Raw genomic sequence first — 23,407 nt, 5'->3', positions numbered from 1 at the left:
GTTGCTTTTTAATTTATTTAATTAATATTTATCCGCTTCATCCAGGAGTATATCAATCTGTGATGAGCTTACCAGCTTTGGTGCCGATTGTACCGCCGTTTCCATGCTGCTTAAGCTCTTTCCTTTGAGACGGAAGGCACCCACCATCTGTTTTAGGATTTCAGCCTGACCGGAAAGTTCCTCACTGGCAGCGGCGCTTTCTTCGGCAGTGGCGGAATTGGTTTGCACCACCTGTGAAACCTGTTCAATCCCTTGATTGATCTGCGCAATTTCTGAAGCCTGATCATTGGATGCCTGAGCAATATCCCCAACCAGACCGGTCACCTTTTCGATCTGATTAAGAATTTCCTTTAAGCTGTCTGCTGTCTGGTCGGCAATTTTTGAGCCCGCTTCGGTTTTCGAAATCGAGCCCTCAATCAACGTTGTTGTTTCTTTGGCGGCCTCGGCGCTTCGCGCTGCCAGGGTTCGCACTTCTTCGGCCACGACGGCAAAGCCCTTGCCATGCTGTCCAGCTCGGGCCGCTTCAACTGCGGCATTAAGGGCCAGAATATTGGTCTGGAAAGCAATGTCATCAATGACCTTGATAATTTTGGAAATATTGCTGGACGCCTCATTGATGTCAATCATGGCGGTGACCATCTCGGCCATTTGAACGTTACCTACCTCAGCATTGGTTTTAACCTCAGTTGCCAATTCATTGGCATTATTGGCATTTTGAGCATTCTGCTTGGTTTCTCTGGCCACTTCTTCAATTGATGCAGTTAACTCTTGGATGGAACTGGCCTGTTCGGTTGTTCCTTGAGATAATGCCTGGCCGCCGTCTGAAATCTGGATCGCACCGGCTTCCACCTGAGTGGCTGCTTCATTGATATCCGCCATGGTGGTACTGAGCTTGTTTGTGATCTCGTTGAGTGCCGTTTTAATGGCCTGGAAATCCCCCAGGTATTCTCCAGTAATTTCCAGATCCAGATTACCCTCACCCACTTCTTTTAGAGTGTCGGCAATTTCATCGACATAACGTTTCAAAAAGACTACCGTTTGATTCATATCGTCTTTGATTTGGGTATAATCACCGTTATAATTGCCGACCATACCCGTGTCAAGATTGCCCTGAGCCAGTTCTTTGAGTGTGGCCGATGCTTCTTGCACTGGCGCGACTACAGCGTCCAGAGTAGCGTTGACGCCGTCGATAATTTTGGCAAAATCGCCCTGATGCAGACTGGCATCTGCCCGGGTATTCAGTTCTCCTTCAATTCCGGCCCGGGCTAGCATGGTGGCGTCCGCAATCAGTTTATCCACCGAGTCTTTCACGTCTGACAAACTGTTGTGGATTTCGGCAAATTGGGCACTCACTTCAGATGTATATTCATCCGCCGCTCCAATCTGCAGATCAAAGTTCAGATTTCCCTGAGATAGGCAAGTCAGATTATTGGCCAGTCTCGCTACCTCATGACTCGTGTAATTGCTTACCCGAATCATCGGTGTCAGATCTGTTATGATTTCCACAAAACCGACATTTTCGCCTTTAGCATTTTTTAGATAGGCCGTATCCTGTTTATTGTTCCGTCCATACCATTCAAAGAAGCTTTCTCCAATGCCGCGATCCACAAGTTGACGGATACCACAGTTCTCGGTTTGACAGATGCTTGCCCCAGCATTGAAGCAATCCATCCCAATTGCGGCTTTCCGATCTTTAATCACTTTACTGTCAATCATCAGATCTTCGAAAGCCTTGTTCATAAATGCCCATTTCATGTCATTATCGGTAACATGCAGAGGGAATGGCACTGAGTCAATAATCGCCTCATACCAGACCATCTTATCCACGACAGTATCCAGAGTGGCGTTAACGCCCTGAACGATCTCTTTAAAACCGCCTTCAAAAGCCGTTTCATCACCTCGGGTCGCCCACTGACCGGCCAGGGCTGCATGAGACAGCATGGTCGCTTCACCAATCAATGCTCGAATAGTTTCCACGGTCTGTTTCAACACCGGGGTGATTTCGTCTTGGGGATCTACAACGACTAAGTCTGTTGAGACATCACCATTGGAAATCTTCCTCATTAGACTGATAATGGTATTCTGAAGATTATCAGCCATCTGATTAAGCGACTGGGTCAATTCTCCAACCTCGTCTTTAGAAACAATCGGCAGACGATCACTCAGATGTCCGGCATTGATTTCTTTGATCAACAGATTGGCTGCCATCACCGGTTTCGCAATACGTCGGGAAATAATGTAAGAGACGACAGCTCCGACAACCAGAATGACCAAAGCAAACATGATAATTGTGTTACGCAATTGCACAATCGGTGCCAGCATAGCTGTTTTGGATTCGGTAATAACCAGGGTCCAATCTGTTTCCTGAATTGGTGCCACAAAGGCCAGTTTAGTATCGCCATCGTATTCATACTCAAAATCAGCAACTTCATTTGAATCGAGTGCTTTGAACATGGCAGCAAATCCCTGGGGTCCATCTTTTTCCATATTGTCAAACACGTTGGACTGATCCAGAACAAGCTGTTCACTGGGGTGGGCCATTATTGTCCCGTTGGCACTAATCACATAGCCGTATTTAATTTTCCCGTCACCGAGCGTATTGGTGATGGCGTTTAAAAAAGTAGGATCCCGCCGTCCTAAAAGGACTCCCACAACCTGATTTTCCTTTTTAATGGGTGCCACTTCAAAAACTGCGGGCTGTTTGGTCACTTGACTGATGGAAACATCTGACACGTAAGGCTTTCCCTTGAGCGCCTCCTGATACCAGATCTCATTTAGCACATCAAACTCACCACCGCCGACAATATATTTACCATGACCATTCGTCTCTATCACAGCCATATCCTGATACCCCAATCGTTCTACATCACCAGTAATAGAAGCCACCTGGATCCCAAAATCCATGCTGGCGGTGCGTTCCCGAACAGCAATTTCGTTCAGAGTTTCCAAATTGCCTGTGATAACAGCACCAATATGTCTGGCCGATTCTTCTCCATATTCCAGCGCATCTGCTTCAGTTGCCTGATCAATAATCGCTGCGCCAGTATTGACCACTAAAATCCCCATAGTAATAATGGCTGCCGCCAAGGTTAACACTGTTAACAGGATGAGCTTTGTGGTTAAGCGCATTTTTATAACAATGTGCTCATTCTGATTGTTCACTGAATCATTTCTTTGTACTTTCATTTCATATCTTCCTTTCAGTTTTCTCAAATAAAAATGCTCTAAATTTGGGTGTCAAAAGTAATTTTGGCCAAACTTAACAGTCATATCTTGGACAAAAGTGCGTATGATGATAGCAACACTTAATACCTCGACTTACCCATCTGATTGTTTATAGATTCTAGGCTTCTCTAAAAATGCTTCATTGTAACTCTGATGCGTTGAAATTTGACTAATGAATACTTCTGCCATATATGGATCAAACTGGGTGGCTGAACAACGGGCTATTTCTTCAATTGCGAGAAGCGGCGGGATACATTTGTGATAAGAACGATTACAAGTCATGGCATCGAATGCATCAACAATGGAAATCAATCGGGCTGAATAATGGATTTTCGACCCTTTTATCCCTTTTGGATAACCACTTCCATCCCATCGTTCATGGTGCTGCTCTGCGATTGGAATAAAACGTGCAAACTGCTTTGAAAAAGATAGTAATTTTCCGCCTGATAATGCATGTCCTTGAATCGTCTTCCATTCTTGAGGACTTAAACGATCCTTTTTGTAAAGAACAAGCTCATCGATTATTAATTTCCCAACATCGTGTACAAAACCACCGATTTCGATATCCTTAATCGCCTCTTGCGTACAAGCCAACGATTTTGCCAATTCACGGGCATGTATGCTAACACGTTTGGCATGTTTTAATTCACGGTATAATTTTCGGTCTGTCAGTTTAATTTCTGGTAACCTTAGTCTGTTAAAATCAAGCTCCATACAAATTGGGATTAATTGATCAAGAATGCTCATTGCTGCCTTAATATTACTCGTATTTAAACAATCGGTAAGATGAACAATTTTCTTGACTAATTTTTGATGATCATCAAATTCATTTCTTCCTGAACGTTCGCAATTCATATCTTCTCCACAGCAAGACAGTTCGATACATTAGAGTGTTATACGCAGCATACTTCTTGCTTTTCCCTCATACAATTATTTTTTCTCAATAAACATTACCCAATGTGCATCATATTACAATTATAATGCTACTTTACGTAGCAAGTCAATGGTATTCTGTATAATTATGCTACATTATGATGCACGCATTGTTTGCAACTAAACGAACCGATATAATGGCATCAGAGAGGTGAAAAAATGATTGGCACAAGACTAAAGAAACTTAGAAAAGATAAAAATTTAACTCAAGCTGAATTGTCGCTTCGATTGTCAATTTCAAGATCGTCACTTTCACTATATGAAATTAATAAGCGTGAACCAGACAGCGTAACGATCAACAAAATCGCTGATTTTTTTGAAGTCTCTTTAGACTATCTTTACGGAAGATCAAGTGATTCTTTTAATTCGAAAAAAAGGTTTATGAATATCTCAGCTACTCTGACAGAAAAAGAAAAGAAATTGCTTGAGATCTTTAACAAAATAAAAGATGAAACATTGCAAGATAAAATCATCACAAAACTTGAAGGCTATGTCGATGGTTTGATTGACATGAATGATGGCGAAGAAACGGGATAGGTAGACTCTATCTATTGCCAAAAATTAAATAATTTGCGAACTTGATCGCTCCGTTTATGAACGATGATTTAATCATTTTAAATCTTTTGCTTTTATTGATAAGAGGAAAGAATATGAAGAAAGGGGGTGAAAAATAACGCGCATAAACTGCACGACAAAAAAAGCAGCTGTTTTGAATTTATCTGGTCGCTTGCGACTGGGTGTCAAGAAAGTTCAGAATGGCTGCATAAAAATGGTTAAAGTCCGCTTTAAACGTGATAAGATCCTGTTGTAAGATGGCATTCATTCCCGATTTAAATAGCTCTGCTTCCATTTTGCAAACCTGCTGATAAAGATTAGTCGCATCGATATTGCCCAAGACGCCCCTATTGGTATGTAGCTTTTGTTTGAGAAGCGCTTCATTTCGTGTTTCCAGGGCCGTTTCCATCTCATCAGCCATACCCGAATGGATTTCGGCAAACACCGTCAGCAAGGTTAAAATCAGATCCTGGTTATCCCCCAATCGGTTTGTGAGCATTTCCCAGTTGATTTCTAAAATCTTAGTTGCTTCAGCTCTGATTGCGTCAGATTTTTCTTCCTTCGTCACTGGTGGCTCACTCGCTTCTATTGCGGCATCTGACACCCCATCTTTTGATTTCGGTTTGACATATTTCAAAATGACATGACACAATGCCTGGGGATCAATGGGTTTTGAAATATGGTCGTTCATGCCACTTTTTAGACATTCATCGCGTTCAGAAGACATGGTTCGAGCAGTCATAGCCAAAATGGGAATGTTCGCATTAAGAACCCTGATTTTACGGGTTGCCTCGAACCCATCCATCACTGGCATCTGAATATCCATTAGGATGAGATCGTAGTAATCCTTGTAATTGGCATCTATAATCCGATTTAAGGCTACTTCCCCATTTTCTACAGAGTCCACCAGAGCGCCTTCCTGTTTCAGAAATTCTTCGGCAATCTGACGATTCACAGGATTATCTTCTGCTACTAGAATCTTAAGCCCAGCAAGACATACCGATTTTTTTTTGTCCCGATTCGATGCGGTTTCTCTTCCACTAACTTGTTGTACCGATTTCGTCAGCCAGATCGTAAAACTAAAGGTGCTACCAACCCCCAGATCACTTTCTGCCCAAAGCTTACCACCCATCATTTCAATCAGATTACGGCTGATGCTTAAACCCAAGCCTGTACCACCGTAGTGACGGGTGGTGGAATTATCATTTTGGGTGAAGGGCTCAAACAATTGCTCCAGATTTTTCTGAGCAATCCCAATCCCCGTATCGCGGACAGAAAACTTAAGTTGCTGCATATTTCCCCGGTGTTCTTCTTGACTGATTGCTACTTCAATCTCTCCAGAGCTGGTAAACTTCACAGCATTTCCCACTAAATTAGTGAGCACTTGACCTAATCGCAGTGGGTCACCTCGAAACCACTGTGGTAAATGTGGCGGCAAATTAATTAAGAGCTCAATTTTCCTTTCGGATATTTTTTCAGTAAATAACAAGATGGTATCATTAATTACCTTTTTTAGATTAAAATCAATGATTTCCATTTCCAACTTGCCGGATTCAATTTTAGAAAAATCCAAAATGTCGTTAATAATCCCCAATAACGAGGTGGCCGCACTGTGAATTTTGTTGATATAATCTTCCTGCTTAACATCAAGATCAGTCTGTTTGACCAGGTGGGACATCCCTAAAATCGCGTTCATCGGGGTTCTGATTTCGTGACTCATGTTGGCCAGAAATAACGATTTGGCCTCAATGGCGGCATTGGCATTTTTAAGTGCTACTTTGAGTTCTCTTTCTTTTTCTTTGATCTCAGAGATATCCGTAAAAACGCCGAGAAAACCACCCACCGAGCCGTCTGCCAGATAATAGACGTTGAGACTAAATAACGACACCTCTCGTCCACCGCTACTTAAAACTGACGACTGGCGCACAGAAGGCTTTCTGGTTGACAGTGCTTCTTCCTTCATTTTACAGTACTCCCGATAGTCAGCTTTAGACATATGGGGAAATTCTGAAAAATCTCGGTTTAAATAATCTTCGACTTCTGGGCCATAGTGGCGGGAAAGCTTGTTGTTGACTCCCAGCAGCTGATCATCCCGGGATACATAGAATATACCACCGGGCATAGCATCTAGTAACTGGTTTGTAAAATAATGCTGGTCTTTCAATTTTTTATTACTGGCAATTTCCTTTTCTAGTACAATTTTGGTCATTTCAATCTGTCGGGTGTATAAGCAGCTGACCATATAGAAGGCGATCGCTAAAAAATAAATTAAAATGTCAATATCAAAACCAATAATATACCAGGCAAATAGCGGATATACCAGAAAGTAGAGACCATTCTTCCAGGTAGCCGTTTTCTTTTTTTCTTTTCTGGCGGTCAATTGGGTGACCGAATTATGATCAAAATAAACGCCCCCAATGGCAATCATAAGCACACCTATCTGATAGGCCAGTTCGATTAAATCACCCTGATAAATCATATTGGAATAGATGGCACTGATTAAATCTGTCCAACTAACAATGGCAAAACCAATCAGGCTTATTTTATGACCAATGGTAATGGCCCGTTCTTTAAAATAAAGCCAGTTTAAAAGCAAAAATCCCTGAACAAAAAGGCTGAGTCCTAAATAAAAAAAAGAGAAAATCGTCGCCAGATCTCCAGAAATCATCAGCGACCAAGGTAGACCAGGCTCGGGTTTAAAAAATATCAACCAGAAGCTAATTCCCATACAGACAACGACCGTCATTAAATCGGCGATGACCTGAAATTGGCTGGTTTTCTTTGTCACAAAACCATAAAGTCCGGCAATGGTGGCTAGAATCAAAATACGACTGATGGCAAAAAATACGACTTCAAGGCTAAACAAAGCGATTTGTTGATAGTTTCCCATGAAAACAACCATTTCCCCCATCATGGCAAAGACATCAGCTAAGAACCAGGCTAAAAAACCATAAGAAACAATTTTTTTCACTGATTGGTTTACTTCAATCAGCGGTGCAAAAAAACGCATCGATAACCAGGCAAAAAGGGCCGCCCCAGGCTTTAGCAGTATCACCAGAGCATGGTTCCCCAGCGGAAAGGTCAGCAGATAGACCACGGCATAAATGATGATCAGACTGATAAATATTTTTTTATATTTTTCTTGCATCTTTCTTCCCCCTATTCTGCAATGATCGCTACTTTTTCTTTTATTATATCACCATAATTCACTATGTGATAGTATGAAATGACCTTTCAAGCAGACGACAGCATTTTCTTTTCGCAATTTCCGCTATAAATAAAAAGACTGCAAAAGATTATCCTTTGCAGTCCTTAGTAAAATCACATAATCGCGTGTCAGGTGAGTTTAATAATTCTTATCAGCATAGCCAACCCAGCCGCCTTCTTTAACCAGGGTTTTGTCAAATTCGCCAACCTTGAAATCAATGGTTTCGGATTTACCATCAGCTTGAATGACAATCTGGTTACTATCTACATCGACTGCCATGGTCACTTCTTTGCCGGCATAGTTTAAAAACAAATTGTCGATGGTTTCCTTTGGCAGTTCAATAGCGAACATCCCGCAGTTGTACATATTCTGCCTAAATATTCGGGCAAAGCTTTCGGCAATCACCACGTTGATGCCATTGACTTCCAGGGCCCAGGGTGCATGTTCGCGCGACGAACCACAACCAAAGTTTTCGCGGGTCACAATCACTGCCTTATCCTGGGTGTCAGCCCGGGCAAAGCCTGGCAGCACCAGATCCTCTAACAGATTCGGTTTTAGAGCCTCTTTGGTAATTTCAGTCAGGTATTTGGCCGGGATAATCTCATCGGTGTTAATATCGCTGCGATCTAAAAATAATACGTTTCCTTTAAATGTCTTCATGTCGTTCCCCCTTTCTAAGCCTTGAATAATAAAGAATTTACAATCGTTCCGGCAATGGCTGCCGCCGCCGCGGATGCTGGGCTCATCAAATGAACCATCCCGCCCTTACCCATTCGGCCGTTGAAATTACGGTTGGTGGTGGAAGCACAGACTTCACCTTCAGCCAGCACCCCGTTGCTCATGCCCAGACAAGCACCACAGGTGGGATTGGTAACACAGAAACCGGCATCCTGGAAAATTTCGATGATGCCTTCTTTTAAGGCCATCGAATAAATAGCTGGAGTAGCCGGACTGACAATGGCACGGACGTTATCGCTGATTTTTTTGCCTCTTAGAACCTCAGCAGCGATGCGCAGATCTTCAATCCGGCCATTGGTGCAACTGCCGATATAGATCTGATCGACTTTGGTGCCGGACACCTCAGCCACAGTTTTGACCTGATCGGGCTTGAAACCAACGGTAACCATCGGTTGCAGTTCCGAAACATTGTATTCCAGCACCCGTTCGTACTCGGCATCAACATCGGAAACCCATTTGGAATAATCAGCCAGGGCGTCTGCTTTGGAGGCAAATTCGTCCTGAATGAAATCCCAGAGATAATCGACTGTCGTCATATCCGGATAGCAGATCCCGCAGGTGCCACCAGCTTCGATGGCCATATTGCAAAGGGTCATTCGTGATTCCATCGACATCGCATCTACCACTGGACCAGTAAATTCAATGACCATATTAGTAGCGCCGTTAACAGTCAGTTCTTTGATGATAAAAAGGATCAGATCCTTGGCGTAAACGCCGGGTTTTAATGTACCAGTGAGGACAATTTTAATGGTTTTAGGAAAATGGAAGGCACAGACTCCTTTTAAGATCCCAACTTCCAGATCAGTCGTACCAATCCCGGCAGCAAAGGCCCCAAAGGCTCCATGGGTACAGGTATGGGAGTCTCCCATGATGATCGTATAACCTGGCCGGACAAATCCCTTTTCCGGGAAAATCGCATGACAAACGCCATTTTTGCCGATATCGAAAAAGTCTTTAATCTCATGTCGTCTGGCCCAGTCCCTAAGGATCTTTCCCTGTGCCGCGGTTTTTGAATCTTTGGCTGGGGTTACATGATCAATGACGGCCTTGATCTTGGTGGGGTCAAAAACCCGATCCATCCCTCGAGCCATGAGATCGGTGATGGCAATTGGAGTAGTGATTTCGTGACAGAAAACCCGATCCAGTTTTAATACATGTGTATCTGGAAACGGCTCCTCTACCCGATGTGCATCAAATATTTTTTCTGCTATTGTCTTACCCATTTTAATCTCCTTCTTATGAAAGCTTTCTTAATTTCAATATGAATACTATCTATTATGACACAAAGCTGTAAATAGATCAATAAACCAGAAAAAAATCAATCTTGATCGTTGAAAAATTCGAATTAAAATGAAATCTTTTTTAATTTATCGCTTGACTCTAACCTAAGGTCATAGCTTATGATAGAATCAGGTAAGGCAAAGCCAAACCGAAAACATTCAGCAAGGAGACGAAAATGAAAATGACGGTTAAGGAAGTGGCAACGCTTACCGGAGTCAGTGTGCGCACCCTTCACTACTACCATCGTGAGGGAATTCTGATTCCCAGTGAGATCACACAAAATAAGTATCGATACTACGACGCAACCAATTTATCGCAGCTCCAGAATATCCTGTTCTTACGGGAGCTGGATTTTTCAATTCAAGAAATCAAAGGAATTCTGGCCAATCCCGATTATGATGAAATGGATGCTTTTAAAAAACAGCGCCACCTGCTGATGCTTAAACGACGCCGTCTGGACAAACTGATTGCCTTGCTGGAGCAAAAATTAGAAGGAGCAAAAACCATGAATTTCAAACCATTTGATATGACCGAAATTGACGCGAACAAGAAGCAATATGAAACCGAGGTTAAACAGCGTTGGGGCAAAACTGACGCCTACAGCCAAAGTCAGAAAAGAACCAAAAACTATACCCCTGAAAACTGGGAAGCAATCCACAACGAAGCAGAAGCCATTTATGCCGGTTTTGTCGCAAATATAGACAGGAAATCCTCAGACCCGGCGGTTCAGGATCTGGTCGCCCAGTGGCAGGCCCACATCTCCCGGCACTACTACGACTGTACTAAAGAAATTCTATCCGGACTGGGGCTGATGTACATTCATGACGACCGGTTCAAGAAAAACATTGACACCCATGCTGAGGGCTTGGCCCAGTTTATGAGCGATGCCATTGGAATTTACACCGATTAATAGGGATTAGACCCCTTTTTCACATTAATAAACTAATAATAAAGAACTATTATGGACTGATCTACCAAATATGCCCTTAATGGTTCTTTTTTGTTTTAATTAATCGCTTTAACTAATTGTTTCGCATCCTCAACGATACTTATTGGCAACAAATAATTGACTATCTAAAGTAGGAGCAATAACAATACAATTATTCTTTTCTAAAATATCAAAATAGAATTTTTTATTAAACACTCTATTCTTCTGAGGGTATAAATTAAAATAATTTTCCAGCATATTTAGAATCACTTTTTCCGATATTTTCCAGGAAATTTTGTTTTGTAAAAGTGATTGGTACAATGCCATCAATATCATAAGGATATTAAAATTTCTATTATTAAACATACTCAGCAAGTACTTTTTTTTAAAGGTATCAAGGTTTGTCAAATAATCCATGTAGATATTATTTGTTTGAGAATCCGAGCAAAATTTACTTAAACTCTTATAACACTGATTTAAAACGACTTTTTCTTTTTTTTCCATAACGTCTCCTTTCATATCACATAAGAAAGAAAAAACACACTGATAAGTTATGCAAATTTCAACAAAGCTACAACCAATGTCTTTTAATACCTGAAGAGGGTAGTCTCTATTTATGGCAACAATTTATATTGGGGTTTGTTTCCATTAATTATAGAAACAAATAATTAATTTATCTAAATCAGCATTGCTTATTTGGATTGACTTGCCAGAAAAGCGCAAACTCTTTTTTGAGCATTTTTTCTTAAATCATAATAATAAAGCGAATAATCTCCATTATGTAAAATTCCCAGCGGAAAGTACTTTTCGCCGCCAATGATCTGAAAATCTTCAGGGTTTGCCGTACTGCAAATGATCACACCGCGATTTACATCAATTCGGGCATCAGCATACTGTGGTCTGTCAACTACATCAATTAACTGACCGGTTTTATTTTTTATAACTATCCGGGAACCTAAACTTAAGCGGGATGAAGCTACGGTTTCATCGCGTTTCCATGAAACTGGGTTTATTGCAATACTCCCTCGCGGGACAGTGATGTTTTCGACAGTAATATCGGGAGCTTCAGTATTATATGAAATGATAACTCCATAATCAGTCTCCCCACGAGCAAAACGAAGATGAGGATTATTTTCCAGATACTGTTGGGTTATACCATAACCAATGATATAGGCAGCGACCATCGATTGGCGATATTCTGAATGTTGTTTGAAAGAAGTTGCCAGAAGAATAGAAATCAGAAGAGATCCTTGTGAATGACCTGCCAAAATAAAGGGACGTCCGCTATTAAAATTTTCCATATAATAGGTGAAAGCCTGAATCACATCGGTCACTGGTCCAGCTATGAACTTCCTGACATTATTTTTTTTCTGGTCTACCAGATATTCAAGACTCATTTGTCTGTAATAGGGTACAAAATAATTCCCGACAGTCTTAAATACCGAGCCTTTATTGATGACATTTTCCCGGGCTCTTTGACGCATCGCACTATGGGTAACTGGGCAGATTGCCGGTTCGCCCGGGTTATTATAATAAGCCGTTGGATACACATAAAATATGTCAACTTGCAGGCTTGGATCGAATGTACAAAACATCCAATTGTTACGATCTTGATAATCGGTTGTATATTGGCAAACCATTCATTTCCTCCCTCTGCAAACATCTCCTTAAACTCTCTGACATAGTTATGTTAAGGAGTTTAAGGACTGTCACATATCTAAAATTCAGATGATTTGTAACAGTCCAATTGATACTTGTCTTGATTAATTTTTATTCCACTTTATCACCAGATACTACCGACAAAATTTTTTCTACATCTGAATGCGGCCGGGAGATAACGTATCGCGACACAACTTCTCCAACCTTATCAGTACCAAAAAAGCCTACATCAACAGTAAATTTAACTGCAACAAGGTCACTTCTGACCATTATCGCACTAATCCTGATCCGATTTTTCCATCCCGATTACTGTAACATTTGCAGTTTTGTCATTGTGTCAGCCGCTACAATCGAAGCTATCAAACCACGTGTTTCAATCATTTCCAATGCTTCATAACGCATATTTTTATCCTTTTGAAACAGATAATTTTAAAGTAACTATCTCGCACCACTTCTGACATTAAATTCTTTGATTAAAGCGCATCGAGTCTCCCGTGTAAATGATTTGGGCCGCGTCAGACCTTCTCCAGTTGGCCCGGCAATCGTCATGGTCGCGTATCCTTCTCCGCCATAACCAACTCCAGCAAATGATGGCCCATTTTTGACAAGAATTGTTGTTTGGATTGCTTTCGCATATTCGGTAATCGTATGAACATCCCGTGAATGCAGTACCGCACTATGTCTTCTGCGGCCTTCGATGTAAACCGCTTTTTCAATCCCCTCATCAACGTTTTTAACCCTGACAATGGGTAATAATGGCATCAGATATTCTTCCATAACAGTAATATGATCTGTAGGAACTTCGTAAATAATCGTTCTGATCTCATCACCAACTGTAATACCGATATCCTTTAGAATGATCTTGGCGTCTTTACCAATATACTTCCGATTGACACCTCCCTTATCCGTCGTAACTAAATCAGTCAATTTATCAATCATTGTCATATCCTTTATCAGATATGCACCATTCTTTTGCATTTCACCAATTAATAAGTCTGCAATGCTATCAATGACCAGACACTCTTTTTCGCCATTACACTGTATGCAGTTCTCAAAGCTGTTACCGGCAATAATATCCATTGCCGCTTTGGGAATATCCGCAGTTTCATCAACAAGCACCGGTGGATTACCTGGTCCAGCTCCAATGGCCTTTTTCCCTGACGATAAAATAGCCTTAACAACCCCAGGTCCACCAGTAGCAACTAGTAGATCAATTTTAGGATGTTGCATCATTTCATTTGCTTTATCAATCGTTGCTTCCTTGGTCGAAACAAAAATATTTGGAGGGCCACCAGCTTCCCGGACCGCTTCATTCATCAATTCCAATACAGCATAAGTGGTATTTTTCCCGCCTGGATGTGGACTAAAAACAACACTATTCCCAGCAGCAACCATACAAATACCATTATGAATCGGTGTACATGATGGTGCCGTTGATGGCAAAACGCAACAAGCAACGCCATAGGCTCTCTTTTCAATTAACGTCAGACCATCGTCTCCTGTGTATACTTCCGGTTTAATATCCTCCACCCCAGGCGTTTTATTAATTGTGAGCAGATGTTTAGCAACCTTATCTTCATAACGGCCATAACCCGTTTCATCAAGTTCCATGCGAACTAACATGGGAATATTTACTCTGATCTTTTCACGAATCGCACCAATTATCTCAGCACGATTGGCCAATGAACATTTTACTAATTCCTGTTGAGCCTTCACTGCCGCTCCAACAGCATCATCCACTTCATCAAATAAAAATGAATCTTTTTCCTTTACTTCTTCATTCTGCTGATATCCCGAACATACTATAGAATTGAGTGATAATTCATTATTATATTGATTCAATAAATCATCGATGATACTTCTAACATGCTCATTGTCATTATTTTTAGATGAAAACATTGTTATACCTCAAAACTTTCTGCACTTTCTATTTATGATTGTAAAATATAAAATTTGCCAACTTGTTCAGATTTTCTCTCCCGATTTCTTATTATAAGCCGAACTTTTTCCCGCGCTTTAAAACGCTACCCTACTTAACAAAATAACCTGCTAAGCTCCATATGTTTTTCACTAAATATAAGGAGTTGTAACCGATGCGCAAGGACCTCCAAGAGCTTCAAGGGCTTGTTTACCAACTTCTCTAGCCGCATAAATAGCTTGACGTACTGCACCGGCATCTCCAGAAACGAAAATCATTGACTCATTCGAATATTTTGTTCCACCATTATCAGGTGAAGCATAACCAATAAGATCTATATTAGCTGCTTTTAAAGCTGCATCTGACATTAGAACACCAATACCTGCTGGAGCTCCACAAATGAGACCAAAGGCTTTTCCTATCGGTGCACCAAGGGTCATATTACATGCAAAACTTGCTCGAGCTGTATATTGGAATTCCAAATGACCTGAAGCATTACCATATACGTCTCCAAAGGTTCTGTTTAAATCATTTAATGCAACTTCAACCGCTCGCTTAGCATCAGAAACATCTTCTGCGCCAAAAATAATTAAAGAACCATGCCCTGCACCGCCTTCCGTATCTCTTGCCATTTCACAAGAAACAACCTCGCAATTAGTCGCTTTTACAGCTTCATCAGCAGCAAAAATATGGGGACCAGCACCTGTTCGAGCAGAAAGAATACCAATCGATCTGTATTTAGGATCAATTTTCATCGCTTCATGTAAGCCTTTATCCACATTTGCAATTACAAAACCAATCGTATTCCCAACTGCTGTTCCAATAAATTCCGTCAATCCACAAGTACCAGTAGCCGCAGCAACCGTGCCTGTTTCCTTAACATCATTCATTTTCTTCATTACTTCTTCCATCAATTTATTCGCTAAATCATCTTTCATCAATTTACACCTCCGTATTTATTTTAATTATTCCAGGTTCGGCAAAATTTTCTCAACATCACCATGTGGTCTTGGGATCACATGGACTGAAACAACTTGTCCAACTTTATCTGCTGCTGCAGCACCTGCATCAACCGCAGCTTTAACCGCACCAACATCACCACGAACCATAACGGTTACTAATCCGGAACCAATTTTTTCGTAACCCATCAATGATACGTTTGCTGATTTTACCATCGCGTCCGCTGCTTCAATTACTGAAACCAAGCCTTTTGTTTCAATCATACCTAGCGCTTCATTTGTCATAGTTATCAACCTTTCCAAAAATAAAACAGTATTGGTGGTATAAGCACGAATTAGCGTCACACCACCGTATACTTTTTAAATTAACTTTTAGATTTCATCGAATGCGTTACGGTGAATTAAATCATCCTGAAGTGCTTTACTCAATCTTGTAAAGTAAGCACTATATCCGGCAACCCGGACGAGCAATCCTTTGTAATTTTCTGGATGTAATTGAGCATCCTTAAGTGTTTCTGTATTTTGAATATTGAACTGAATATGTTGTGGATATTGATGAAAATATGAATGGATAAACTCAATTAAATTCTTTGTTCCCTCTTTACCTGAAACACTATTTGGTGTAAATCGAATATTTAGTAATGTGCCGTTCCCAGCTTTTTGATGGTCATACTTGGCTGCCGAATTACACATCGCCGTTGGACCATTAATATCATGGTTACCAGCTTCTGTATTTACAGCGCCGATACAATTTGAAACTGCTTCATAAGCTTTTCTTCCATCAGGCGTCGCCCCTTGAATCATGCCAATACCAACATTGGCTGAGACACTGTATAAACCGGCTGCATATTTTCCGCTTCTAACATTTTCACGACCATTAATAAATTCAAAGTAACATTCACTTGCAAAAACAGCATAGGCATCTGCGTCATCATCATCATTACCGAAATGTGCTATCCGGTCACTATTAGCAAGTTGATAAATTTCTTCATAACCTTTCCAATCTTTTCTCAGACAATCCAGGAATTGTTCCCCAGTGATTTTTTTATCTTCGAATACTATTTTCTGGATATTGATTAAAGAGTCGCCAACGGTAGCTGGTCCAACCCCTTGAGGTCCTGAAAAATTATATTTTGCGCCACCAGCTGTTAAATCCATGCCATTTTCAATTGCACACTTATTCATACCTGATAAAAACGGTATTGGTTTCAGATCTTTATGTGCCTCTTCAACACGGTTCATACAGCTAATCATACGGTCACACCAGTACTTCATTTGTTGCCGATAAGATTCTTTTAATTCATCTATATTTTTTGCGGTTGCTAAACTGCCAGTATTTGGTCCTAATGTTTTGCCTACTCCGTTACATATGCTAAAGCGAGGACAATTAGGGTTACAATCGATACACTGTCCACCATTTAATGCTAATTCCATTACTTTTGGCAAACTGAAGTAACATAAATCATGAGCACCGTATTCTTTACCGGGTACATCAAGCTCAACACAACCGACCATTGTACAGGTTCTTGCTTCTTCTAATGAAATCCCTTTAGCCAATTCAGCTGGAATAATGCCGTCAATATTAAATAATTTTGGCTGACCAGTCCCAATTTTAATTGCTTCAACCATCTTAACTTTTATTTCCCAAGGTGCTGCATCATTCCATTGACAAGCAAACCAGGGATCTGGTAAACAGGTATGATTATGGGCTTCAATCGCTAAATAGGTAAGGTCATTGGTTGCATCTGAGCCATCTGCTTTCTGCCCACCAACTACAAGACAAGGACCACCAATTCCAACTTCACTGTTTAATGTCGCTGTTTCTTCATCACGTAATTTACGAAGTTCATGAATTTTAATATAGAAACTTTCCATGCATTGAGCAACAAAAGATTTTGTGATTTTACCTTCTTTCATATCTTTTTCATAGAAAGGATATAAGACCTGGTCAAAACCAGCATAGGTAATTGAATGACCATTGCTTTCTATCAAGGTAATATTGGATGCCAAGTGATATAGTTGAAGGGCATCCCAATATCCTTTTGGCTTATTCTCTGAAACCCAGTCGCAGTTTTCAGCAATCTGCTGCAAAATTTTCTTTTCTTCAGGATTTGTTTCGGCAGCAGCTTTTTCTCTTGCACAGGCAGCGTATCTTCTAAAGAATTTGGATCCCGCTTCTAAGCTTATAAGTGCAGCCGTATAGAATTCTCTTTTCTTAAGATTGGCTGGAGTCGTAAAATCTTCTATCGCTTCCATCTGTTCGATGATCATTCTTTTTAATCCACTGTAACCTTCATTTAATAAGGTTTCATAATCCAGACAGGTGTGACCTACTCCTCCGTAAACATATAGGTTAGGCATGTATACCGGACGACCGCCTAAAGATGATCCTTTAATTTCTTCCTGAGTCAGATAATTATTGACGACATGATCTTTAAGATTTTTACCTTCCCAGTAATCAGCAATGCTTAGTAAATCTACTTTTGTTTCATCTGAACACGCAAATATGTCTGTTTTTCGATTGTACCAAGGTGAATTATTTAACTCATCGACGATCCAATCAAATGAAAACTCCGGAAAAAATGGGGAACAACGGGCTGGAGCACCCATTTCACCAACAATTAATTCATCCGGGTAAACGTTAATTGTGATGTTATCGAGGATATAATTGAGAATTTTAGCATTGGTAATAATTTGCGAACCACCATTTCCCCCAAACTTCTTATGCGCTTCGGTATAGAGCATGGCTCTTTCGGCATCAGCAGCCTCTGTGATTCCACAAACACGATGAAGAATCCGGTTTGTTCGATCATATGGACTTGGACTTGTTTTAGTAGGATCACCAAAATTCATCATTCCATATTCTTTATCGAATGGTTCACAGCCACCTTCGCCCAATACTTCATTAAATTGACTATTTGCAACACTGCTGTCTGTACGAGGACTTTTTGCCATTTGGCACATAACCTGTTCCACTAATGCCTGAACTTGTTGTTTCGACATTTCCATAATAAAACCTCCTAAAATTTTAAAGACTGTGTATTGAATTCAATCACATCATACTGTTTTAACCGATTACAATCGAGTACCAAAATTGTTCAGACCAACTCATCTTTTGTTATGAGCTAAAGCGAACAACCAATCATTTTTTTAACACCTCCTGATTGTAATAGCCTGACAAGACCACTTACTTAAACAAATGAACACTATCTAACTTCTCCCAGGGAAGCTCCAAATCATTTCGACCAAAATGGCCGTATGCCGCTATTTGTTTGTAAATTGGCCGTTTCATATTAAAACGATCAATTAACGCTGTTGGCCGCAAATCAATATTCTCTCTGATAATCTCACTTAATTCCGGTTCCGACCACTTCCCGGTACCATAGGTATTAATACAAATTGAAACAGGTTTTGAAACCCCGATGGCGTAAGCCACCTGAATCTCACATTTTTTTGCTGCGCCGGATGCCACAATGTTTTTGGCAAGATAACGCATCGTATAGCTGGCTGTCCGGTCCACTTTTGTCGGATCCTTCCCCGAAAATGCACCGCCACCATGTCTGGCGTACCCACCATAAGTATCCACGATGATTTTTCGTCCCGTCAAACCCGTATCGCCTGTCGGTCCACCCACAACAAATCGACCGGTGGTATTTACCAGGAACTTTGTTCGTTCATCCAGTAAATACTCTGGAATTTTAGGCTTTATTACATTATTAATGATATCTCGTTTAATCCGTCCCTGACTGATACCTGAATGGTGTTGAGCCGCGATCACAACGGTATCGACGCGTATCGGCTTATTATCGTCATATTCAATAGTTACTTGGGACTTACCATCAGGACAAAGATAATTGATGGTATTGTTTTTTCTGACCACAGCCAACTGGTGCGACAGTTTATGTGCCAATACAATGGCCATCGGCATAAATTCGGCTGTTTCATCACATGCATAGCCAAACATCATTCCCTGATCGCCAGCTCCTAGATCAGATTTTTCTAAAGTAAAACCATTTTTTGATTCTAAAGAATAATTGACTCCCTGAGCTATATCAGATGATTGAGAATTAATAGAGAGTAAGACTGCGCAGGTATCTGCATCAAAACCATCTGTCTTGCTGACATATCCTATTTCTCTGACTGTGTTTCTGACAATTTTTTCAATATCAACATAACCATTAACGGTTATCTCACCCATCACATGAATCAAACCTGGTGAAGCAGTCGTTTCACATGCTACTCTTGCATTTGAATCTTTTTCTATCATTGCATCCAAGATCGCATCGGATATCAAATCACACATTTTATCAGGATGACCTTCCGTTACCGATTCAGAAGAAAAATAATTTTTCATCTTTATATCCTTTGCCTTTTTATACAATAATTTCCACAAATTCACCATTTTTAATACTTGCTGCATTTGCCTCATCAGAATCCAAATGCAGTTCGGTGCGAAATGCTTCACCGATTCTTATCTTAACATTTGGAAAAACAATTTCCCGTTCTCCCTGGGTCTTCACTTTTACATAATCGCCATCTTTAAAACCAAGAAGTTTGGATTCATACGCGTTCATATGGATATGTCGCCATGCAATCATCCCGCCCATGCTATTGATTATGGTACCTTTCGGACCAACAATGGTCATCGTCGGTGCCACTGTCGGTGACCCTGATTCTCTGACCGGTGGCTCAATTCCAAGTACAAATCGATCGGATGCCAAAACTTCAATTTGCGTATCGTTTCGCAAAGGGCCTAACAACCGCACCTTGTTTATCGCGCCTTTCGGACCAACCACGGTAACGGTCTCCTTCGCTGCAAAGAAACCTTTTTGTGTTAATTCTCGATATTCTGTCAATTCACTACCTTCACCAAATAGCACATCCATATCTTTCCGACATAAATGCACATGACGATTTGAAACACCAACCGGTATTCTCAGTAAATCATCATTAATATTTCTGGAAAATTCATTATTTTGATTGTCCTGTAATATGTTTGTTACCATTTCATGAATAACTTTTTTAATATCTGGATTTTCAATATCTGTTGCCATCCTGTAATCCTCCTATACTCGCATTTTTTCTGATAATTTCATGGCTCCCGGCACAGCCGGTACACCATATTTCTGTAATTCTTCGGCAATTCTTGTCAGCTGATCGGTATAAAGATCCCGGTTACTCGGGGTTCCTGTCATGGGATATGAAATGCCAAGGGACTCATATTTATCTTCTCCTAACGGTCTGAATGGCAACAACTGTAACTGGATAATTCTGTTATGTAGTTCATTTTGAATAAATTCTCCTGTTTTTCGAATGTTTTCTTCACTGTCATTATAGCCGGTAACGATCGGGATTCGTAAAACAAGCGGCATATTCTTACTGACAAGATGCTGTAGGTTTCCCAAAATAATTTCATTCCCGACATTGGTAATTTGGCGATGCTGCCCGCTGTCCATATGCTTGATATCTGAAATAAATAAATCTGTGTATGGGATAATTTCATCCAAAATCTCACGCTTACAGAAAAGCTCTGATTCCACACATGTATTGATATTAAGTCTTTTACATTGTGCTAAAACGTCACGAACAAATTCCCATTGTATCAGAGGATCTCCGCCTGAAAATGTGACACCACCACCCGATTGATCATAATATTTTCGATCGGCCCGGATAATTTTCATTAGTTGATCAACGGTTAGATCAGTCCCGAAGATTTTCAATGTATCGTTAACACAAACTTTTGCACAAGCAAAACAATTCGTGCATTTTTCACGATCAATTCCTGCAATTTTATCACCAGAAAACATCAAGGCCCCCTGTATACATACGTCGCGACATTTACCACATAGTTCGTTTCCAATGCAGCTATCGCGATTCACGCCAACCTCAGAATATGGGTGCCTACTTTCCGGATTACTACACCAAATACAATGCAATGGACAACCTTTCAGAAAAATTTCCGTTCGAATTCCGGGCCCATCATGAATGGTGAAGCGTTGAATGTTGATAATCTTTCCGATTCTATTATTTGCCATAACGAGTCCTCCTAGTATTCTTTCATATAAATCTGTGTATTTATTTCCTTATTAAGAACACGCAAGGCACCTTTTGCTAACGCTAATGCTTCATTCTCACCTGGGAATATCAATACTGGTCCTAAAAAACTTATATAATTAATAATTTTAGAAGTAAATTTTTCAGAATAAGCTAACCCGCCGGTTAACACAATTGCATCAAGTTTTTCTTGACTGACAACTGAATAAGCACCAATCTCCTTGGCAACTTGATAAGCCATTGCATTGTATGCTAAAATTGCTTCTGCGTCCTCTCTATCAATTCTATCCTCAATTACTCGCACATCTACTTCACCCAAATATGACTTCATACCTCCCTCCCCATTAATCATGCGAAGAATTTGTAATTGATCATATTGGCCGGAAAAACATAAACGAACCAGATCCCCAACCGGCAGACTACCGGAACGCTCAGGCGAAAATGGCCCATCACTGTCAAAGCCATTATTTGCATCAATAATTTTCCCGTTATAATGAGCACCGATCGTAATACCGCCGCCCATATGGGCGACAACAAAATTACATTCCTCATAGGGCTTACCAATTTGCGAAGCGGCAATCCGCGCCGTCGCTTTATGATTAAGAACATGCATATTAGAGATTCTCTTTAAAATTCTATTCCCAGAAAGACGCGCTTCAGGTATTTTTTCGTCAACAACAATCGGATCCGTTGTATAAGCGGGAATCCCATATGTTTTAAATAATTCATAACCGATGATACTGGCTAAGGCACTGGCATGAACGCCATATTGACCGCTTTCTAAATCATCAACCATATCCTGATTGACCTGATAGGTTCCGCTAGCAATCGGATGGACATTTCCACCTCTGGGGGCAATGGCATTAAAAGACATTATTGATTCATTAATACTTTCCAGCCATTCTAAAACGGCTTTTTTTCGGAAATCTCGTTGATCAATAACACTTTTAAATTGATTTAGCGTTGCTGTATCGTGTGCAATCGATGTCTTATTAATTTCAACTTCATCTTGAAAAATTGAAATTTTCGAAGATGTTGAACCAAAATTCAAAACAAGAATTTTTTTCATCTTATTTCCATCCCTCCCTTTTTCCTGTACATAATTTTCAGCTAATGCTGTAATCAACGTTCCTTCATTTTTTAATGCCAAGTGACGCAGAACTTCGTTTACAATACTTATAATCAATTCCTGATCCATCATTATTACCTTTTCTCGTTGTAGTGAAGACACTCTATATGGGGTCTGCCTTTAATTCTGGTGCAGTCTGGATCTTTACACAAATTACATGAATATTCTTTTTCCAGCGTCACTAAAACATCACGATCATTGGCATCTAGTTTAGTTTCATTGCATATTGTTTCAATGATATGGATTTCTTTATCATTGGGTTTAAGCCCTATACCTAATTTTTCAATAACTATCGAATCATGTTTACAATAATCGTTTACAGCTATGTCATTCTCGATTTTCTGATTATCACTCAAAAGTGTTGACTGAACACCAGATCCACCGATTTCTTGACTCATCAAGTTATGCATGACAAACTCATTTTCCAGCAAACAACTAATATTGTCATGAGGGCGTGGAATAATTATTTTTCCAATGATCCCACCAATCGTATCTGCAATAATTATTCCAGCATCAATTGCAGCATTCACGGCACTTACAGCTCCAATTAATTTGACATCAACCATCCCTTCTCCTTTTGCCAATTCCATTCCTAACAATTTTACATTAGCAGATTTTAGCGCCGTATCCAGAAAAGCAATTGCTGTTGGCAATCCGTTACATTCTACGATGGCCACTGCTTCACCTTTCTCCATGTTTTCACCTCACTTTATTCATAATTACAACTAAACTCTATTGATCACATTAATAATACTCTCTTTTTAAACAACCCGTAGTTATCATTATTGTCCACTATTATTCATTTATTGTCTTACGAAAA

Annotated in this window: 18 protein-coding genes and 1 pseudogene; 2 read left to right on the top strand and 17 right to left on the bottom strand. The window is 40.3% G+C overall.

All coding sequences use genetic code 11. The features are described 5' to 3' along the window. Positions 1–21 precede the first annotated feature (21 nt). The gene (locus ACIZ62_RS07170; RefSeq protein ID WP_414151594.1) at positions 22–3,186 is read right to left on the bottom strand and encodes a methyl-accepting chemotaxis protein; all 3,165 of its coding nucleotides are present in this window, start codon (positions 3,184–3,186) and stop codon (positions 22–24) included. A 132-nt stretch (positions 3,187–3,318) separates the two neighbouring features. Further along, positions 3,319–4,080, bottom strand: a complete 762-nt coding sequence (locus ACIZ62_RS07165; protein ID WP_111887348.1) for an HD-GYP domain-containing protein — start codon at positions 4,078–4,080, stop codon at positions 3,319–3,321. A 237-nt stretch (positions 4,081–4,317) separates the two neighbouring features. On the opposite strand from ACIZ62_RS07165, the gene ACIZ62_RS07160 reads away from it, so the two are divergent. Beyond that, entirely contained in the window at positions 4,318–4,695 is a 378-nt protein-coding gene (locus ACIZ62_RS07160; protein ID WP_111887349.1) for a helix-turn-helix domain-containing protein, read from the top strand. Between the two features lie 178 nt (positions 4,696–4,873). Here ACIZ62_RS07160 and ACIZ62_RS07155 read toward each other — a convergent pair whose 3' ends face one another. From ACIZ62_RS07155 to ACIZ62_RS07145, 3 genes are all read right to left on the bottom strand, one after another. Continuing rightward, positions 4,874–7,861 carry an ATP-binding protein gene (locus ACIZ62_RS07155; protein WP_414151593.1) on the bottom strand — a complete coding sequence of 996 codons (2,988 nt, stop codon included), beginning with the start codon at positions 7,859–7,861 and terminating at the stop codon, positions 4,874–4,876. Positions 7,862–8,059: 198 nt separating this feature from the next. After that, complete coding sequence (locus ACIZ62_RS07150) at positions 8,060–8,581, bottom strand: 3-isopropylmalate dehydratase small subunit (RefSeq protein ID WP_111887351.1); 522 nt, start codon at positions 8,579–8,581, stop codon at positions 8,060–8,062. Positions 8,582–8,595: 14 nt separating this feature from the next. Then, positions 8,596–9,882, bottom strand: a complete 1,287-nt coding sequence (locus ACIZ62_RS07145) for a 3-isopropylmalate dehydratase large subunit (protein WP_414151592.1) — start codon at positions 9,880–9,882, stop codon at positions 8,596–8,598. A gap of 233 nt (positions 9,883–10,115) precedes the next feature. Here ACIZ62_RS07145 and ACIZ62_RS07140 point away from each other — a divergent pair, with 233 nt between their 5' ends. Next, the gene (locus ACIZ62_RS07140) at positions 10,116–10,850 is read left to right on the top strand and encodes a MerR family transcriptional regulator (protein ID WP_414151591.1); all 735 of its coding nucleotides are present in this window, start codon (positions 10,116–10,118) and stop codon (positions 10,848–10,850) included. 129 nt (positions 10,851–10,979) lie between these two features. On the opposite strand, the gene ACIZ62_RS07135 is transcribed toward ACIZ62_RS07140, so the two are convergent. The 12 genes and pseudogenes from ACIZ62_RS07135 to ACIZ62_RS07080 form a co-directional block, all read right to left on the bottom strand. Next, on the bottom strand, positions 10,980–11,372 hold the full coding sequence (locus ACIZ62_RS07135) for a hypothetical protein (protein WP_414151590.1): 393 nt from the start codon (positions 11,370–11,372) through the stop codon (positions 10,980–10,982). Between the two features lie 188 nt (positions 11,373–11,560). Continuing rightward, positions 11,561–12,508 carry a DUF3089 domain-containing protein gene (locus ACIZ62_RS07130; protein ID WP_414151589.1) on the bottom strand — a complete coding sequence of 316 codons (948 nt, stop codon included), beginning with the start codon at positions 12,506–12,508 and terminating at the stop codon, positions 11,561–11,563. 130 nt (positions 12,509–12,638) lie between these two features. Then, positions 12,639–12,929 (bottom strand): annotated as a pseudogene (locus ACIZ62_RS07125) (BMC domain-containing protein). Positions 12,930–12,965: 36 nt separating this feature from the next. Continuing rightward, a complete protein-coding gene (locus ACIZ62_RS07120) occupies positions 12,966–14,426 on the bottom strand; it encodes an aldehyde dehydrogenase family protein (protein ID WP_414151588.1) in 1,461 nt (486 codons plus the stop codon). A 171-nt stretch (positions 14,427–14,597) separates the two neighbouring features. Next, complete coding sequence (gene pduB, locus ACIZ62_RS07115) at positions 14,598–15,383, bottom strand: propanediol utilization microcompartment protein PduB (RefSeq protein WP_414151587.1); 786 nt, start codon at positions 15,381–15,383, stop codon at positions 14,598–14,600. 27 nt (positions 15,384–15,410) lie between these two features. Beyond that, positions 15,411–15,689, bottom strand: coding sequence for a propanediol utilization microcompartment protein PduA (pduA, locus tag ACIZ62_RS07110; protein WP_414151586.1), 279 nt, complete (start codon positions 15,687–15,689; stop codon positions 15,411–15,413). Between the two features lie 87 nt (positions 15,690–15,776). Further along, positions 15,777–18,413, bottom strand: a complete 2,637-nt coding sequence (locus ACIZ62_RS07105; protein WP_414151585.1) for a pyruvate formate lyase family protein — start codon at positions 18,411–18,413, stop codon at positions 15,777–15,779. Between the two features lie 178 nt (positions 18,414–18,591). Next, positions 18,592–19,758 (bottom strand): methionine adenosyltransferase, encoded by a 1,167-nt coding sequence (gene metK / locus ACIZ62_RS07100; protein WP_414151584.1) that lies wholly within the window; start codon positions 19,756–19,758, stop codon positions 18,592–18,594. Positions 19,759–19,777: 19 nt separating this feature from the next. After that, positions 19,778–20,458: a phosphate propanoyltransferase gene (pduL, locus tag ACIZ62_RS07095; RefSeq protein ID WP_414151583.1), complete on the bottom strand. Its 681-nt coding sequence runs from the start codon at positions 20,456–20,458 to the stop codon at positions 19,778–19,780. 12 nt (positions 20,459–20,470) lie between these two features. Then, positions 20,471–21,439: a glycyl-radical enzyme activating protein gene (locus tag ACIZ62_RS07090; protein ID WP_414151582.1), complete on the bottom strand. Its 969-nt coding sequence runs from the start codon at positions 21,437–21,439 to the stop codon at positions 20,471–20,473. Positions 21,440–21,450: 11 nt separating this feature from the next. Next, positions 21,451–22,659, bottom strand: a complete 1,209-nt coding sequence (gene buk / locus ACIZ62_RS07085) for a butyrate kinase (protein WP_414151581.1) — start codon at positions 22,657–22,659, stop codon at positions 21,451–21,453. A gap of 2 nt (positions 22,660–22,661) precedes the next feature. Continuing rightward, positions 22,662–23,282: a BMC domain-containing protein gene (locus ACIZ62_RS07080; RefSeq protein WP_414151580.1), complete on the bottom strand. Its 621-nt coding sequence runs from the start codon at positions 23,280–23,282 to the stop codon at positions 22,662–22,664. Between the last annotated feature and the right edge of the window lie 125 nt (positions 23,283–23,407).

This window comes from Acetobacterium carbinolicum (assembly GCF_047456275.1).
Lineage (GTDB): Bacteria > Bacillota > Clostridia > Eubacteriales > Eubacteriaceae > Acetobacterium > Acetobacterium carbinolicum.
The sequence above is the reverse complement of the archived record's forward strand: the minus strand, read 5'-3'. Positions and strand labels throughout refer to the sequence as shown.

Excerpts from the sequence above, each read along its gene's own strand:
- ACIZ62_RS07140 (WP_414151591.1), top strand. The coding sequence starts at position 10,116 with ATGAAAATGACGGTTAAGGAAGTGGCAACGCTTACCGGAGTCAGTGTG.
- ACIZ62_RS07145 (WP_414151592.1), bottom strand. The coding sequence starts at position 9,882 with ATGGGTAAGACAATAGCAGAAAAAATATTTGATGCACATCGGGTAGAG.
- ACIZ62_RS07090 (WP_414151582.1), bottom strand. The coding sequence starts at position 21,439 with ATGGCAAATAATAGAATCGGAAAGATTATCAACATTCAACGCTTCACC.
- pduA (WP_414151586.1), bottom strand. The coding sequence starts at position 15,689 with ATGACAAATGAAGCGCTAGGTATGATTGAAACAAAAGGCTTGGTTTCA.
- ACIZ62_RS07105 (WP_414151585.1), bottom strand. The coding sequence starts at position 18,413 with ATGGAAATGTCGAAACAACAAGTTCAGGCATTAGTGGAACAGGTTATG.
- ACIZ62_RS07135 (WP_414151590.1), bottom strand. The coding sequence starts at position 11,372 with ATGGAAAAAAAAGAAAAAGTCGTTTTAAATCAGTGTTATAAGAGTTTA.
- ACIZ62_RS07150 (WP_111887351.1), bottom strand. The coding sequence starts at position 8,581 with ATGAAGACATTTAAAGGAAACGTATTATTTTTAGATCGCAGCGATATT.
- ACIZ62_RS07170 (WP_414151594.1), bottom strand. The coding sequence starts at position 3,186 with ATGAAAGTACAAAGAAATGATTCAGTGAACAATCAGAATGAGCACATT.
- ACIZ62_RS07160 (WP_111887349.1), top strand. The coding sequence starts at position 4,318 with ATGATTGGCACAAGACTAAAGAAACTTAGAAAAGATAAAAATTTAACT.
- ACIZ62_RS07155 (WP_414151593.1), bottom strand. The coding sequence starts at position 7,861 with ATGCAAGAAAAATATAAAAAAATATTTATCAGTCTGATCATCATTTAT.
- ACIZ62_RS07080 (WP_414151580.1), bottom strand. The coding sequence starts at position 23,282 with ATGGAGAAAGGTGAAGCAGTGGCCATCGTAGAATGTAACGGATTGCCA.
- ACIZ62_RS07130 (WP_414151589.1), bottom strand. The coding sequence starts at position 12,508 with ATGGTTTGCCAATATACAACCGATTATCAAGATCGTAACAATTGGATG.
- pduL (WP_414151583.1), bottom strand. The coding sequence starts at position 20,458 with ATGGCAACAGATATTGAAAATCCAGATATTAAAAAAGTTATTCATGAA.
- ACIZ62_RS07120 (WP_414151588.1), bottom strand. The coding sequence starts at position 14,426 with ATGTTTTCATCTAAAAATAATGACAATGAGCATGTTAGAAGTATCATC.
- metK (WP_414151584.1), bottom strand. The coding sequence starts at position 19,758 with ATGAAAAATTATTTTTCTTCTGAATCGGTAACGGAAGGTCATCCTGAT.
- ACIZ62_RS07165 (WP_111887348.1), bottom strand. The coding sequence starts at position 4,080 with ATGAATTGCGAACGTTCAGGAAGAAATGAATTTGATGATCATCAAAAA.
- pduB (WP_414151587.1), bottom strand. The coding sequence starts at position 15,383 with ATGAAAGATGATTTAGCGAATAAATTGATGGAAGAAGTAATGAAGAAA.
- buk (WP_414151581.1), bottom strand. The coding sequence starts at position 22,659 with ATGATGGATCAGGAATTGATTATAAGTATTGTAAACGAAGTTCTGCGT.